The following is a 13,814-nucleotide window of genomic DNA, read 5'->3' on the forward strand; positions in this document are numbered from 1 at the left end:
TCAGGTCCGCCGTACGACGGTGGGGGGCGCCCCTCGGGGGAGGGGCGCCCCCTTCGCCGTCAGCCACTCGCGGTACGCCGGAGCCTGTTCCGCCGTCTCCCAGTACGCGTCCTGGAGCGCCGGGAACACGGCGTCCAGGTACTCCTCCGTGCGGGCCGCGAGCAGCAGCCGTACCCCCAGCGGGTCGCCGTGCAGACGGCGTACGGCCGTCTCGGGGCGGGAGGGCGACGTCGGCTGGCAGACGGTGACGACCTCGCCGCTGGCCACCAGGAACGCGGCCGTCTGGTAGTCGCCGTGCAGGATGCGGGGGCTGAGACCGGCGGCACGCAGCACGCGGTGGACCGCGTCCCACTCGCCGTCGACGGTGGGGTCCAGCATCCAGCGGTCCGCGGCCAGGTCGGCCAGCCGCACCACCGGGCGGGCCGCGGCCGGATGGTCCGCCGGCAGGGACACGAACTGTGGTTCCCGCTCGACCAGGACGCGCAGGCGCAGCTCGTCCGGTATGCGCAGCGGACACCCCTCGACCTCGTGCACGAACGCGATGTCGAGCTGCCCCTCCGCGACCATGCGGAGCAGGGCGTTCGCGGAGACGTCCATCTGCAGCAGGGGCTCCTGCGGGCGTTCCCGCAGCCGGCGCAGCCAGCCCGCCAGGGCGCGGCTCGCGGTGGAGCCGATGCGCAGCTGGGGCCCGGTCACGGCGGCGGCCGCCCGCGCCTCGGCGACCAGGGAGCGCATTTCGGCCACGAGCGGGCGGGCCCGGCCGACGACCACGCGGCCCAGCGGGGTGGGCCGGCAGCCGGTGCGTTCGCGGAAGAACAGCGCGCCGCCCAGCTCCTGTTCTATGCGGCGCAGCTGGGTGCTCAACGAGGGCTGGGCCACGCCGAGCAGGCGTGCGGCCCGGTGCAGGCTGCCCGTGTCGGCGATGGCGCACAACGCGCGCAGGTGCCTGACCTCGACCTCCATGCCTTCGGACACTAAAGCGGAAGCAGCCGTTTCACCAGACGCATAAATCACATGCAAAAGGGGCGAGTTATCCGTTCGCTTCCGGCCGGAGGACGAGCCGATAGCCCCGTGCTATCACCGGTTGCCATCATCACAGCCGTCGCACAGGCGCCCACACTCAGCGATGACGACTTCACCCCCACACACCCCACACCCCCCATGAGGAGTCATCGCATGCGCATGCCCCTGTCCGCTCTCGCGGCTCTCGGTGTCACGGCCCTCGGACTGGCCACGGCGGCGCCCGCCGCGGCGGCACCCGCACCGGAGGCGCGGTCGCAGTCGTCCGCGCAGGCGCAGTGGGCGGCTTACGACGGTTCCAGCGAGGAGGCGGCGGCCAACGAGGCGTTCTTCGAGGCGGTCGTCCGCTCCGTCGCCGAGAAGCGTGCCGCGAGCCCCTTCGGCGCGCAGGCCGTCACCGTCGTCTACGACGCCTCCCGCGCCCCGTCGTTCGCCTCCCAGATAGCCAGAAGCACCCAGATCTGGAACAGCTCGGTGTCCAACGTCAAGCTTGCGGCCGGGTCGGCGTCGAACGCCGACTTCAGCTACCGGGAGGGCAACGACGCGCGCGGCTCGTACGCCTACACCGACGGGCACGGCGGCGGCTACATATTCCTCGACTACGCGCAGAACCGGACCTACGACTCCACGCGCGTCACCGCCCACGAGACCGGCCACGTGCTCGGTCTCCCCGACCGTTACTCCGGCCCGTGCAGCGAGCTGATGTCCGGCGGCGGCCCCGGCCCGTCCTGCACGAACGCCTACCCGAACGCGACCGAGCGCGCCCGCGTCAACCAGCTCTGGGCCAACGGGTTCGCCCCGGCGCTCGACAAGGCGCTCGCCAAGGCCGGGCAGAGCCTCGAGTGACCGGGCAGAACCCCGAGTAAGGCGCCACTTGCCGCCACCCCCCACACGGACGGGCCGCCCTCCCCACAGGGCGGCCCGTTGGTGTGCGCGGACGGCGGCGCGGCGCGGTCCGCTACCGCCGGGCGTGCAGCGTGAGGTCCACGACCAGGGCGCGGTGGTCGGTGCCGGCCAGGTCGAGGAAGCGGGCCCGGTGCGCGGCGAAGTCGCGGGACACGAGGACGTGGTCGATCTGCGAGCCCAGCGCCAGGACGGTGCGGGCGGTGGGCGCGGGCCAGGTGGGGGTGCGGGACCTCCCGGCGAGCCGGGCGGCGTCGCTCATGCCGGTGTCGAGAAGGCGGCGGAAGGCCGCGTGGTCCTGGGAGGCGTTGAAGTCACCGGCGAGGATCGTGGGTGTGGCGGTGTCGGCCGCGGCGTACGCGCGCAGGGCGCCGAGCTCGCGGCGCCAGGTGTCCAGCTGCCCCGGCAGCGGCGGCATCGGGTGGGCGAGCTGGAGCCGTACCCGGTGGCCCGCGACGTCGGCGGTGGCGCCGGGCATGCCCAGGGTGCCGGGGACACCGGCGGCCGGGGTGAGCCGGTGCCGGCTGAGGAGGAGGGAGCCCTCGGAGCCGTACGACTCGACGGCCCGCCGGTACGGGTAGGAGACGGTGTCGGCGGCGCCGGTGTCACCGGCGCCGCCGAAGGCCTCGCCGAGCCTCGTCACGCACGTGTACTCGCACTCCGGCACGAACACGATGTCGGGCCGGTGGCGGCGGATCGCGTCGGCCAGGGCGTCGGCCGCCTGCCCGAACTGCACGTTGGCCGTCAGGACCCGGAGCTCGGCGACGGGGCCGCCGACCGGGTCGCCGGTCTCCCCGTACGGCGCGGTGAACCACGCGAGCGCCCCGAGGACGACGACGCCCCAGACCGCCCCGGTCCGCCAGCGGGCGAGCGCGGCGAGCAGCAGGGCGGCGCCCGCGGGGGCGAGGAGCCACGGCAGGAAGGCGAGGAGCTGGGGCACCGGGGTGATGCCGTCGGTGCCGGCGGCGCGGCATCCGACGAGGACGCTCAGGCCCACGAGCAGCGCTCCCGCGCACCGGGCGGCGACCCGCCGCCCGCGCGTCCGCTTCCGTTCCCCTTCGGCCACCGCCCGCTCGGCCGTCACCGTGTCCACGCCCCGGCCTCCGCCCGCTCGGCCACCGGCCGCCCGCCAAGGGCGTCCCTGTCGAGGACGAGGATCACACGGAGAAGGTTGCGACGGCGCCGGACGGGGCCGGGCGGGGGCCGCGGTCTCACTTGGTCGCGTACGTGTCCCGGGTCGTCAGCAGGGACCAGATGACGAACACGCCGATGGCGATGGAGACCACCGACCAGACGGGGGCGTACGGCAGGAACAGGAAGTACTCGACGACGTACAGCGCCGCCAGGACGACGCCCACCACGCGCGCCCAGGACGCGCCCTTGAGCAGGCCGAGGCCGGTCGCGGCGACCAGCACGCCCAGGACCAGGTGGATCCAGCCCCAGGCGGTGAGGCTGAACTCGTACACGTAGTCGCCGATGAACGCGTACACGGTGTCGCTGGCGATGCCCGCGATGCCGTTCAGGACGCTCAGCACGCCGCTGATCAGCATCAGGACCCCGGCGAACGCGGTGCCGCCGGTCGCCAGGGCCGAGCCCTTCGAGCGGGCCTGGTGCGGCGGGGCCGAACTCGGTGACGGTGCGGTGGGTTGCTGGGCCATCAGGGCCTCCTCGGCTTCGACGGCTCGTCCGCACGCCCGTGCCGGGGCGGGACCGCACCCGGCGCGAGTCGGTCGGACGAGTCGCGATACGGTCCGAACCGCCTCAGATTACTCGCGGGGGGACGAAACCGCGCTGCCCTCTTTCGGCCGGACCGCCCGGTTCAGATCCGGGCCCGGTCCGGTTCCTCGGGCGGGGCCGGTACGGGCGCCGCGGGCGCGCGCCGGGACCGTCCGCCGCGGCCCGTGAGCCACGCGCCCAGCGCCACCGCCGCACCGACCACCACCAGCAGCCACGTCACCACGCGCAGCGTCACCGTGAGGGCGTCGTAGACCGCGGCCACCGCCGCGCGGGACACGTCCGGCGGCAGATCGGTGAGCGTGAGCCGGCGCCCCACGGCCACCGCCAGGCCCAGCGCGGCGCCGCCCAGCGCCGTACCGACACCCGTCGCGAACAGCGCGCGGCGGCGCCGGGCGGCCGCCAGGACGCCCGCCACGGCCAGCGCGGCGGCCAGCGACGGGAGCCAGAACGCGGTGAGCTCCAGCACGCGGTACCCCTTCCGGAGCCGGTCCAGGTCGCCCGCCGACAGGACGGTCACCCTGGTGTGCCCGACCGGGATGCGGTGGGCGAACGGCACGCCGTCGCGCACGAGCTGCCGTTTGACGCGTTCGGCCACGGGCGCGACGTCGAGCGTCACGGCGCCCCCGCCGTCGCCGCGCACCGCCCGCATCACCGCGGCGTGCGTGGCCCGGTTCGCCTCGCCCCAGGCCGTGCGGAACGCCTCGGTGCGGGTGAAGGACCGTACGGCCTCGTGCGTGAACGAGCGCACGGGCGCGTGGAGTGCCGGGGCCACCCGGATCTCCCGCATGATCCCGCTGGTGACCGCTTCCGCGACCGCCTCCCGCACGGCCGGGTCGGCGGCCAGCGGAGCCGTCGCCGCCGCGTACCGGGCCGGGTCCCCGATGCCGTACGTGGCCCAGCCGGCCAGCGCGCCCAGCGGCGCGAACAGACAGGCGAGGGCGATCAGGACCGGCGACAGCAGGCCGGGGACACGTCGGCGCACCCCTTCAGGCAAGACGCGCGGGCCGCGGCGGGCGAGCGGCCGGACCGCGGGTGACTGCAAATGGGCGCGGAGGACAAGCCGAACGGGGCGCGGCGGGCGTGGTCAGGTGGTGCGGCGGCCCTCCGCGTTGTCGTGCAGGGTGTACCGGTACCACGCCACGAGGAACACCCCGACCCCGATCAGCACCGACTGGAGCGAGGCCCGCAGGACGGTGCCGCCGTTCTGGCTGTAGACGAAGCCGTACGCGAGGGCCGCGAACACCGCCCAGGTCACGGCGTGCGGCTCGCGCCGCAGCCGCCGGGCGAGGGTGCGCGCGGCGGCGTACAGGACCACGAACGCGACGGCGCTGACGAAGCCGAGGAGCCAGTTCCCGGCGGTGATCGGTCCGGCGTCGCGGTCGAGGGCCGCCACCCAGTAGCCGTAGACGAGACCGAGCACCACGGGCCACGCCCAGCGCATGACCGTGTGGACGCGCTCACCGAAGACGTCCGGCGTCGACGGGGTCCCGGCCGGAAGGCCGCGGCGCGTCCCCGTCGCGTGTGTCGCGTGCGCCATGGGAGCACTCCTCTCTGTCGTCCCCCGACGTCGCCCCCCGACCTCCAGGGCACACCGGGCGCGAACGGCTGGCAAGTCGGGAAGGTCCGGTTCGCCCGGGAGGGGTGCCTCACGGTCCCTCCCCGGACATCGCCTGTTCGCACCTGCACCGGTTACCGTGCTGCCGTACGTGATCGATGGGGGAGGAACGATGCCCGGAACCGTCCTGCTGCTCGCGGCCTCGCCCGCGGGCAAGGGATGCCTGGTGGACGCGGCGTCCGTGCTCCCGGTGCTCGCGGCCGTCGCCCCGCCGGTGCTGGCCGGTGCGGACACCGCGAACGTCGTGGAGCTGGCCGACCCGCTGGACCCGCAGGCGGTCCTCACGCGGCTGCGGGCCGCCGCGGGCGCGCCCGGCCCGCTGACCGTCTTCCTCACCGGGCAGCTCCAGCTCGACCGCCGCCAGCACCTGCCCCACCTCGCGCTCGCCCGCACCACCCCGGCCACCGTCCGCTACACGGGTTTCCCCTGGCACTGGCTCCGCGAGGAGCTGCGCCTGCGACCGCCGGGCACCACCACGGTCTTCGCCGACCTGCACGCGGACGCCGAGGCGTGGCAGCGCCTGCGCTCCCTGTCCCTGGACGCGGGGCCCGCCGTCGCCGTGCACGGGCGTGTCGCCCCGCCCCCGGCGCGCCGCACGGTCGCGCAGCCCTCGTACATGAAGACGGTCGCGACGATCCTGCGCAGCGGCCACCGCCCGCCGCCCGCGGAGCTCCACCAGCAGGCGCTGACCCGCATCGCGAGCAAGGACCCGAGCACGTACGGAGACGTGGTGCTGTCCTGGGACGCGACGGCGCCCGCGGGCGGGCCCGGCGTGTTCGGCGGTACGGTGCCCGTGGGCGCCGCGCCCGATCCCACGACACCTCCGGCCCCCGCTGCGGCGCCTCCCGCGGCCCCGGTCCCCGAGTCCTCGTACGGTTCCGCCGGTCCCCTCCCGCCCCGGCCGGCCCAGCCCCCCGAGCCGGCCGGGACGCCCGGGGACACCGATCCCGAACCGGACGGCGACCCGCACGCCGCCATCACCGCCGCCGTCCAGGCGGAGCGTCACGACGAGGCCGACGCGCTCGCCGCACGGTGCGAGCGGGCCGCGCGGAAGGCGCACGGGCCCGCGTCCGAGGAGGCGCTGCACTGGGCGGAGGTCCGCGCGGACCTCGCGATGCTCGCGGGCGACGCCGTGCGCAGCTGCCGTACCTGGCTGACGGTCGCCGCCGCGCGGCTGGCCGCGGGGGAGGCCCCGGACGCGGCCGCCGTCGAGACCGCCGTGGACCGGGCCCACCACCAGTGGGGTCGGGTCGAGGACGTGATGCAGGCCAGCGAACTGGGGGCCGTACTGCTGGAGCTGCGGCGGAAGGTGCCGGGCAAGCGGTCGGGAGCGGTGCGGCACGTGGAGCGGCGCCTGACGACGTTCGAGGTCGAGACGCAGCTGCTGAGGGCGCTCTCCTGAGTCGTCGGCCGCCGCGACTACTGCGGCCGTACCGCGTTCGCCGCGGTGACCAGGGCGGCCACCGCGAGCAGCGCGGCGCCGAGCGGGCGGGCGTGGCGGGTCAGCAGTTGGCGGAGCACGGTCACCTCGCAACGGGAAGCGGGGACAACGGCGTATTAAACGGGCTTAATGCGCTGCTTAACGTAGGGGCTCCGCGCGTCAACAGCAAGGGCTCTTACAAGAGTTGGAAGAAAGCACTGGCACAACCCTGCTTACTGGCATGCTTGAGCCATGCCCGAGCGCGACGACCCGGAGACCATCGGGCGCAGAGTGCAGCAGCTGCGCGCCCAGCGCGGTCTCACCCAGCGTCAGCTGGCCGAACCGGCCTACACACCCGCCTACATCTCCACCGTCGAGGCCGGGCGGGTGCGCGCCTCCGACGAGGCGCTGCGGCACATCGCGGGGCGGCTCGGCGTCGCGTACGAGGAACTGACCACCGGCCGGCCCGCCCACCTCGCCACCGACCTGCGGCTGCGCCTGACCGACGCCCAGCGCACGCTCGCCACCGGCGAGGCCCGGATCGCGGCCGAGACCTACGCCACGCTCCTGAAGGAGGCCGAGGAGTACGGGCTCGTCGCCGAGCAGGCCGCGGCCCTCCTCGGACTCGGCGAGTGCGGCCTGGACACGGGCGACCTGACGGCGGCCCTGCGGTACTTCGAACGCGCGGAACGGGCGCTCGGCGACGCACCGCTGCCCGCCCGCGTCCCCGCGCTGCGCGGCCGGGTGGTCGCCCACTACCTGGCCGGTGAACTCCGGTACGCCTGCTACCTGCTGGAGTCCACGCTCGACGAGCTCAACCGCGGCGGACTGCACGACCCCGACGCGCTCCTGCTGCTCTACTCCAGCGCGATCGCCCCGTACATGGACCTGGGCGCCCACGCGCGCGCGGCGCAGGCGGCCGAGCTCGCCCTGGCGCTCGCGCCCCAGGTACAGGACCCGGCGCTGGTGGCCCGCATGCACCGCCAGGTGGCCCGGACGCTGATCGCCGAGGGCCGGACCGCCGAGGCGGACGCCTCCCTGGCCAAGGCGGCCGAGCTGTACCGCCAGCTCCAGATCCGCACCGAACTCGCCAACTGCCACTGGATGCGCGGCTACCTGTACGCGCAGAACGGCGACCTCGCGCGCGCGGAGAGCGAGCTGCGCGAGGCGCGCACCATGCTGGCGGCCAGGCGCGCCGCGCTCTACAACAGCCAGGTGACGGTGGAGCTCGCCGACGTGCTGCACCGGCGCGGCAGGTCGGAGGAGGCCACCGCACTGCTCCACGAGGTGCTCGGCGACCTCTCGCCCGAACGCGGCGCCGTCCACGCCGCCGCCGCGCACCGCCTGCTCGGCATCATCGCCGAGGACGCCAAGGACACGGAGACCGCCGAGGAGCACTACGTCCGCGCGATGAGCCTGCTGGAGCGGGCCGGTGCCGCCGGTGACCTGGCCGACCTGTGCCGGCTCCTCGGCGACCTGCTGCGCCGCACCGGCCGGGTGGAGGCGGCGCTGGACGCGTACCGGACGGGCCTGGGCCACCGCACGGCACCGGGCACCACGACACTGGGCCCGGCCCCGGCCCAGCCGCCGCTGTGAGCCGGACCCTGGACGCCGGGCGTGCGGGTCCTGTGCGGGGCCACAGGGCCGGCGGCCGGCCTCCGGCACGGACGCGGAGCAGGGACGGCGGACCGCACGCGGTGGGGAGGCACATCCCCACGGCCCCCGGTCGCACCGGTCACGGGCCGCTGTCCGGCTCCGCGAGCACTTCGCCTCGTGCGCCGTACACAGTGACCGTCGGGGTCGGGCCCCGAGGACGGCCGGCAGCGTCGGCACCGCGTCCGTAGGACACCCGCGCCGGACTCCTTTCGCTGTCTCCGCGCGTCATTCTCCGCGCGTCGTTCTCCGCGGGCCGTTCTCCGCGGGCCGTACGCCGTGCCTCCTACGCCGGCCGTGGGAGTCCCTCACTCGTTGGCAGCTCCTTGGCTGGTCGGGGACGGCCGGTGGTGCTGCGGTGGACGAAACGTCACGTCCTCGAAAGGCCCCGGCATGCGACGCTCGTACCGTGTTCTCGCCTCGGCGCTCACCGCCGCGGTGCTCCTGGGGGCGGCGGCCTGTGCGCAGCGCGGGGGCGGCGGCGCGGCCGGGCACCGCACCTCCCCGGCGGACAGGGTGAGCCCCGCCGACCCGCCGTCGGCCGCCTCGACCGTCCCCGCCCTGACGGACGCGGGGGCCGCGTCCGCGCTGCTCCGCGCGGGCGATCTCGGAGGCTCCTGGGCCGGTACGGAGGGCGCGGCCACCTGGCGGGACGGGCTGCTCAAGGGGAAGGCGGACCGCCCGGAGTGCCAGGAGCTGCTCGACGGCGTGTACGCCGAGGACCTGCTGGGCGAGCCCAGCGGCGGCTCGGCGGTCGCGGGCTTCGACGACGGCGAGTACGGGGCCCAGCTCCGCCACCACGTGGGCCAGTACAAGGAGACCGCCGTGGACGCGAAACTCGGCCAGGTGCGGGAACTGACCGACGAGTGCGCGGCGTTCGGCGTCGCCGTCGCGGGCGGGCGGACGACACACGCCGTCGAGGTCGCCCCGTTCGACCTGCCCGGCGCGGGCGACGCGCGCCAGGGTCTCCGGATGACCGTGGAGGGCGGCGTCGAGGGCGAGGAGGGTCCGCTGACGCTGGACGTCGCCGCCGTGCGCGTCGGGGACGGTGCCGCGTTCCTGACCCACGGCGGCCTGTACGGCGTCGACGGCGATACCACCCGCCGGGCCGTCGAACGGGGCGCCCAGCGCCTGAAGGAGGCCCAGGAGGCCCGGCGGACGGGGAGGTCCCCGGAGGCGGAGGAGGGCGAGAGCCCGGGAGACCAGGAGGGCCCGAGGGAACCGGAGAGCCCGGCGGCCGGGGAGAGCACGGGCGACCAGGAGCGGAACGAGCAGGAGCAGGAGCAGCAGCAGGGCGGGCAGGACCGGCAGGACGAGCAGCCGGCCGATCAGTTCGACGCCCAGGAGGGCGACGACTGGCAGGACGACTGGCAGGACGGCTGGCGGAGCGGGCTGCAGGGCGGGCAGGACGAGTAGCCGGCGTGACGGGCAGCCGGCCGGACCAGTGCGGGGCCTGCCGGCGCGCGGCCGTCGGATCAGTCCTCCGGCGCCGCCCTCCGCAGGCTCGTGATGCAGGTCGTGAGGGCCTGCTGGAGGGCTTCGAGGCGGTCGAGCATGTCGTCCTCGTAGATGTCGCCGAGGTCGGCCGCATCCTCGAACGTCAGCTCCTCGAAGACCTTCGTGGCCCGCTGGAGGCTGCTGTAGAACTTCGTGCGGCGCTCCTGGACGCGCAGCCCGGGGTCGTCCTCCACGGTCCGCGCGACGAGGGACCTGACGGTGTCGTACGCCTCCGTCACCCACTCGCCGGGGTCCTCGCCGTCGTCCAGCTCGTCCAGCAGGGACAGCCGGCGCTCCGCCTCGGCCCGCAGCTCGGCCGGCGCGTCGATCGTCCGGCCGGCGGGAGTGCGCACCTGGCCGCTGTCCACGATCTGCCGGACGTACCCGACGCGGTCGGCGGAGCGGCTCTCCGTGGCGACCGCCTTCCTCAGCCCGTCGGTGCGCACCACGTCACGGGCCAGCTCCGCCTGGAGGGACGGGTCCTCCCGCATCCGGTCGAGCAGCGCGGCCCGCGCCGCCTGCGCGGTCGAGGGGTCGGCGAGGATCGCGGCCCGCAGCGCCGTCGGGTTCTCGGCGACCTCCAGGGCCTTCGTCGGACGGATGCCCTCCGCCTCGGCGGACGCCGTGATCGCGGCGCCCCGGCCGGAGGACGCGCTGGAGCGGGAGGAGTAGTACGACAGCCAGGCGTCCGCGTCCGGCAGGTCGGTCTCCGCGCCCACGGCGAGCGCCTCGAACTGCGGGACCAGCCCGTCGTCGGCCGCCCTGTCCCACGCCCTGTAGTAGCGCATGACCCGCTCCGGGGAGCAGTCGGCGAGCTCCGCGAACTCCTTCGCCGACACCTTCGGCGTCTCCCCGGCCGCCTGCCCGCCGGGCCGGACGCTGCGGGCCACCTTCAGCGCGAACGCCCAGCCGCCCGTACGCGCGTACACGCCGAACTCCCGGGCGTCCCGCGCCACCGCCTCGTGCACGGTGCCGGGGGCCGTCTCCGCGGCGGGCTCGATCCAGTAGCCCTCGTCGGGGACCGTTGCGGTCAAAGGACACTCTCCCTGGAGGTACGTACGGCACGGCGACAAGCAGGACGTGCATGCTAGCGGTCCGGCTCAGGGCTCGATGAGCCCCACCCGGATCGCGTACCGGGTGAGCTCCAGCCGGTCGCGCAGACCGAGCTTGTGCAGGACGTTCGCCCGGTGCCGCTGCACGGTCTTGGCGCTGATGACCAGGATCTCGGCGATCTCCTTGGAGGAGTGTCCCTCGGCGACGAGCTTGAGCACCTCCTCCTCGCGGGACGTCAGGACGTGCTCGGGTGACTCCTCGCCCCGGCGGACGCGGTCGAGGTAGTGGCGGATGAGGGCGGTGACGGCGCCGGGGTGGAGGAACGGCTCGTCGTTCATCGCGGCCCGGCAGGCGGCGACCAGGTCGCGGTCGGCCACCGACTTCAGGACGTAACCGCAGGCCCCGGCCTTGAGCGCCTGGAAGAAGTACTGCTCGTTGTCGTGCATCGTCAGCATGAGGATGCGCAGGCCGGGTCTGGTGGCGGCGAGTTCGCGTGCGGCCTGGAGACCGGTCAGCCGGGGCATCGCGACGTCCAGGACGGCCAGGTCGACGTCGTGGGCGCGGGCCATGGCGACGGCCTCCGCGCCGTCCCCGGCCTCGGCGGTCACCTCCAGGTCCGGCTCGCGGTCCAGGATGAGCCGCACACCGCGGCGCACCAGCGCGTGGTCGTCGGCGAGGAGGATGCGGACCGGGGGTGGGCCGGGCGGGCCGGTCGTACCGGAGGTGCCGGACGTGTGGGCCATGGTCACGGGTGCTTCCTGGTGACGCCCGGCACGGGCGCGGGGTCGGGCGCGGGGGCGGGTTCGGGGACCGCGGCGACGGTGGAGTCCGGGGCCGGTACGGGGGCGGGGGCCGGCACGGGAGCGGTCAGCCGGATCCGGGTGCCGCTCCGCCGGGCGGACGAGGCGGACGAGGCGGCGGCCGGAGCGGACGGGGCGGAGGCGGCGGGCCAGCCGGACGGGGCGGAGGCGGCGGACAGGGCGGACGGGGTGGAGGCGGCGGACCAGCCGGACGGGGTGGAGGCGGCGGACCAGCCGGACGGGGTGGAGGCGGCGGACCAGCCGGACGGGGTGGAGGCGGCGGACAGAGCGGACGGGGCGGAGGCGGCGGACAGGGCGGACGGGGCGGAGACGATGTCCAGCGTGGCGCCGATGAGCAGGGCCCGTTCGCGCATGCCGCGGATTCCGGCGCCCTCGGGGGCGCCCCCGGTGCCGCGGCCGTCGTCGCCGACGTCGAGCACCACCGAGCCGTCGCCGCCGCGGCGCAGACTCACCTCGACGGTGGCCGCGCCGGCGTGGCGGGCCGCGTTGGTCAGGCTCTCCTGGGCGACGCGGTAGAGGACCAGCTCGGTCTCGTGGTCCAGCGCGGGCAGCCCCGGGTCGAAGCGGCGCAGTACGCGCAGCCCGGTGTGGCCGGCGAACTCGGTGGTGAGCGAGGTCAGCGCGCTGACCAGGCCCAGGTCGTCCAGCACGCCCGGGCGGAGCCGGTGCACCAGCCGGCGGACCTCGTCCAGGCTCTCCCGGGTGGTCTCCTGGGCCTGCCGCAGATCACCGCGCAGCGGCTCGGGCGCCTCGTCCGCCGCCCGTTTGAGGCCGAGCAGGACGGCGGTCATCGTCTGCCCTATCTCGTCGTGCAGTTCCTGGGCGATACGGCTGCGCTCGGACTCCTGGGCCTGGAGCGCGCGGGCGCTGCTCGCGGCCCGCTCGCCCTCCAGACGCTCCAGCATCGCGTTGAACGTACGGATCAGCTCGGCGATCTCGCGATGGCCGTGCACCGGGAGCCGCATGCCGGGGCGGAGCAGGTCGACGGTGGTCATCAGCCGGGTCAGCCGGTCGAGCGGGGACAGTCCGATGCGCAGCAGGGCCGCGTTGGCGACCAGCAGGAGCGCCAGACCGATCACCAGGATGACCGCCTCGGTGAGCAGGACGGGCACGGAGACGGTCACCGGGGCCAGCAGCAGCAGTGCCGTGGCCGTCACCATCACCACGGCGTTGAGGCCGAAGATCCGCCAGAACAGGGACACCGGGATCGCGCCTCCTCTTCCTCGGCTCCCTCGGCCGGCCTTCACTGTGTCCCGCGGCGGCGCACGGAGTCGATGGGTGCCCGCCCCCATTTCCCCGTTTCCCCGGCCTCCCGGCTCCCCGTCCGCCCGTCCGGGGCCGGATGGGTGTCACCGCCGATGGGCAACGGGCGCCGGTTCGGCCAGAGTGGAGGCATGGCCGAACGCAACGGCGGGCGGACGCGAGTGCGAGCCGTCACCGTCCTGTCCCCCGAGGACCTCGCCGCGCTCCGGAGGGACCTGCACGAACAGCGGACGTTCCGCCGGGAGCAGCTCGGGGAGATCGGTGGGGTCTCCCCGGCCCGTGCGGAGGACGCGCGGGGACGGCAGACCGCCGCGCAGCTCGCGGTCCACGTCCAGCTGGCCGCCTCCGCGCGCATGGTGCTGGCCGACGTGGAGGCCGCGCTGGAGCGCATGGACCAGGGCCGCTACGGCGCCTGCCACCTGTGCCTGCGGCCCATCGCCCGCGACCGGCTGATGATCGTGCCGCAGGCGCGCTACTGCGCCCGCTGCCAGCAGGTGAAGGAAGCCGGCCACTAGCACTCTCCCGCACGCTGCTCCTCCCGGAGCGCTTGACGCGCTTTTTAGTTGTGCACAACTTAATTGCGCGCTAAGTTTCTGGTGTGCCGCCGGCCCCGGCGAACACCGTCGGACTGGTCCGACCACGGCACCCGAACCGAGGAGACAGCCATGACCGGGAACACGCCGACCCGCCCCGTCCTCGAGCCCGCAGCCCAGAAGTTCGTCGAGGACACCGCCAATCCGCCGTACCTGTTCGACCTGGGTCCGGTGGAGGGCCGGAAGACGGTCGACGAGGTGCAGTCGGGCGCGATCGCGAAGCCGGCCGTGGACGAGGA

General features: G+C 75.1%; 12 protein-coding genes and 2 pseudogenes. 6 read left to right on the forward strand and 8 right to left on the reverse strand.

Annotated features, from left to right (window positions below; translation table 11 throughout):
* Entirely contained in the window at positions 1-963 is a 963-nt protein-coding gene (locus tag IEZ04_RS31010; protein WP_189220302.1) for a LysR family transcriptional regulator, read from the reverse strand.
* A gap of 213 nt (positions 964-1,176) precedes the next feature.
* Between IEZ04_RS31010 and snpA the strand changes: the two genes are divergently transcribed.
* Complete coding sequence (snpA, locus tag IEZ04_RS31015) at positions 1,177-1,866, forward strand: snapalysin (RefSeq protein ID WP_189220303.1); 690 nt, start codon at positions 1,177-1,179, stop codon at positions 1,864-1,866.
* Positions 1,867-1,978: 112 nt separating this feature from the next.
* Here the strand turns inward: snpA and IEZ04_RS31020 are convergent, their stop codons facing one another.
* The 4 genes from IEZ04_RS31020 to IEZ04_RS31035 all read right to left on the reverse strand — a co-directional run bounded on the left by IEZ04_RS31020 (position 1,979) and on the right by IEZ04_RS31035 (position 5,197).
* Complete coding sequence (locus IEZ04_RS31020) at positions 1,979-3,016, reverse strand: endonuclease/exonuclease/phosphatase family protein (RefSeq protein WP_189220304.1); 1,038 nt, start codon at positions 3,014-3,016, stop codon at positions 1,979-1,981.
* Positions 3,017-3,134: 118 nt separating this feature from the next.
* A complete protein-coding gene (locus tag IEZ04_RS31025) occupies positions 3,135-3,581 on the reverse strand; it encodes a DUF7144 family membrane protein (protein WP_189220305.1) in 447 nt (148 codons plus the stop codon).
* A 161-nt stretch (positions 3,582-3,742) separates the two neighbouring features.
* Positions 3,743-4,642, reverse strand: coding sequence for a hypothetical protein (locus IEZ04_RS31030; RefSeq protein WP_189220306.1), 900 nt, complete (start codon positions 4,640-4,642; stop codon positions 3,743-3,745).
* A 102-nt stretch (positions 4,643-4,744) separates the two neighbouring features.
* The gene (locus IEZ04_RS31035; RefSeq protein ID WP_189220307.1) at positions 4,745-5,197 is read right to left on the reverse strand and encodes a hypothetical protein; all 453 of its coding nucleotides are present in this window, start codon (positions 5,195-5,197) and stop codon (positions 4,745-4,747) included.
* Between the two features lie 190 nt (positions 5,198-5,387).
* Here IEZ04_RS31035 and IEZ04_RS31040 point away from each other — a divergent pair, with 190 nt between their 5' ends.
* The 3 genes from IEZ04_RS31040 (at position 5,388) to IEZ04_RS31050 (ending at position 9,764) form a co-directional block, all read left to right on the forward strand.
* Entirely contained in the window at positions 5,388-6,677 is a 1,290-nt protein-coding gene (locus IEZ04_RS31040) for a hypothetical protein (protein WP_189220308.1), read from the forward strand.
* A 270-nt stretch (positions 6,678-6,947) separates the two neighbouring features.
* Positions 6,948-8,291, forward strand: coding sequence for a helix-turn-helix domain-containing protein (locus IEZ04_RS31045; RefSeq protein WP_189220309.1), 1,344 nt, complete (start codon positions 6,948-6,950; stop codon positions 8,289-8,291).
* A gap of 450 nt (positions 8,292-8,741) precedes the next feature.
* Positions 8,742-9,764, forward strand: a complete 1,023-nt coding sequence (locus IEZ04_RS31050; protein WP_189220310.1) for a hypothetical protein — start codon at positions 8,742-8,744, stop codon at positions 9,762-9,764.
* A 59-nt stretch (positions 9,765-9,823) separates the two neighbouring features.
* Here the strand turns inward: IEZ04_RS31050 and IEZ04_RS31055 are convergent, their stop codons facing one another.
* From IEZ04_RS31055 to IEZ04_RS31065, 3 genes and pseudogenes are all read right to left on the reverse strand, one after another.
* The gene (locus tag IEZ04_RS31055; protein WP_189220318.1) at positions 9,824-10,846 is read right to left on the reverse strand and encodes a hypothetical protein; all 1,023 of its coding nucleotides are present in this window, start codon (positions 10,844-10,846) and stop codon (positions 9,824-9,826) included.
* A gap of 99 nt (positions 10,847-10,945) precedes the next feature.
* On the reverse strand, positions 10,946-11,641 hold the full coding sequence (locus IEZ04_RS31060; protein ID WP_189220319.1) for a response regulator: 696 nt from the start codon (positions 11,639-11,641) through the stop codon (positions 10,946-10,948).
* A 371-nt stretch (positions 11,642-12,012) separates the two neighbouring features.
* Positions 12,013-12,921, reverse strand: a pseudogene (locus tag IEZ04_RS31065) (HAMP domain-containing sensor histidine kinase); the annotation flags it as partial.
* A gap of 192 nt (positions 12,922-13,113) precedes the next feature.
* Here IEZ04_RS31065 and IEZ04_RS31070 point away from each other — a divergent pair.
* On the forward strand, positions 13,114-13,497 hold the full coding sequence (locus tag IEZ04_RS31070) for a TraR/DksA family transcriptional regulator (RefSeq protein WP_189220312.1): 384 nt from the start codon (positions 13,114-13,116) through the stop codon (positions 13,495-13,497).
* 150 nt (positions 13,498-13,647) lie between these two features.
* A pseudogene (locus IEZ04_RS31075) lies at positions 13,648-13,814 on the forward strand (esterase); the annotation flags it as partial.

The sequence above is a fragment of the Streptomyces ruber genome, from assembly GCF_014648075.1.
GTDB classification, from domain to species: Bacteria; Actinomycetota; Actinomycetes; order Streptomycetales; family Streptomycetaceae; genus Streptomyces; species Streptomyces ruber.

Excerpts from the sequence above, each read along its gene's own strand:
- IEZ04_RS31010 (WP_189220302.1), bottom strand. The coding sequence starts at position 963 with ATGGAGGTCGAGGTCAGGCACCTGCGCGCGTTGTGCGCCATCGCCGAC.
- snpA (WP_189220303.1), top strand. The coding sequence starts at position 1,177 with ATGCGCATGCCCCTGTCCGCTCTCGCGGCTCTCGGTGTCACGGCCCTC.
- IEZ04_RS31025 (WP_189220305.1), bottom strand. The coding sequence starts at position 3,581 with ATGGCCCAGCAACCCACCGCACCGTCACCGAGTTCGGCCCCGCCGCAC.
- IEZ04_RS31035 (WP_189220307.1), bottom strand. The coding sequence starts at position 5,197 with ATGGCGCACGCGACACACGCGACGGGGACGCGCCGCGGCCTTCCGGCC.
- IEZ04_RS31040 (WP_189220308.1), top strand. The coding sequence starts at position 5,388 with ATGCCCGGAACCGTCCTGCTGCTCGCGGCCTCGCCCGCGGGCAAGGGA.
- IEZ04_RS31045 (WP_189220309.1), top strand. The coding sequence starts at position 6,948 with ATGCCCGAGCGCGACGACCCGGAGACCATCGGGCGCAGAGTGCAGCAG.
- IEZ04_RS31050 (WP_189220310.1), top strand. The coding sequence starts at position 8,742 with ATGCGACGCTCGTACCGTGTTCTCGCCTCGGCGCTCACCGCCGCGGTG.
- IEZ04_RS31060 (WP_189220319.1), bottom strand. The coding sequence starts at position 11,641 with ATGGCCCACACGTCCGGCACCTCCGGTACGACCGGCCCGCCCGGCCCA.
- IEZ04_RS31070 (WP_189220312.1), top strand. The coding sequence starts at position 13,114 with ATGGCCGAACGCAACGGCGGGCGGACGCGAGTGCGAGCCGTCACCGTC.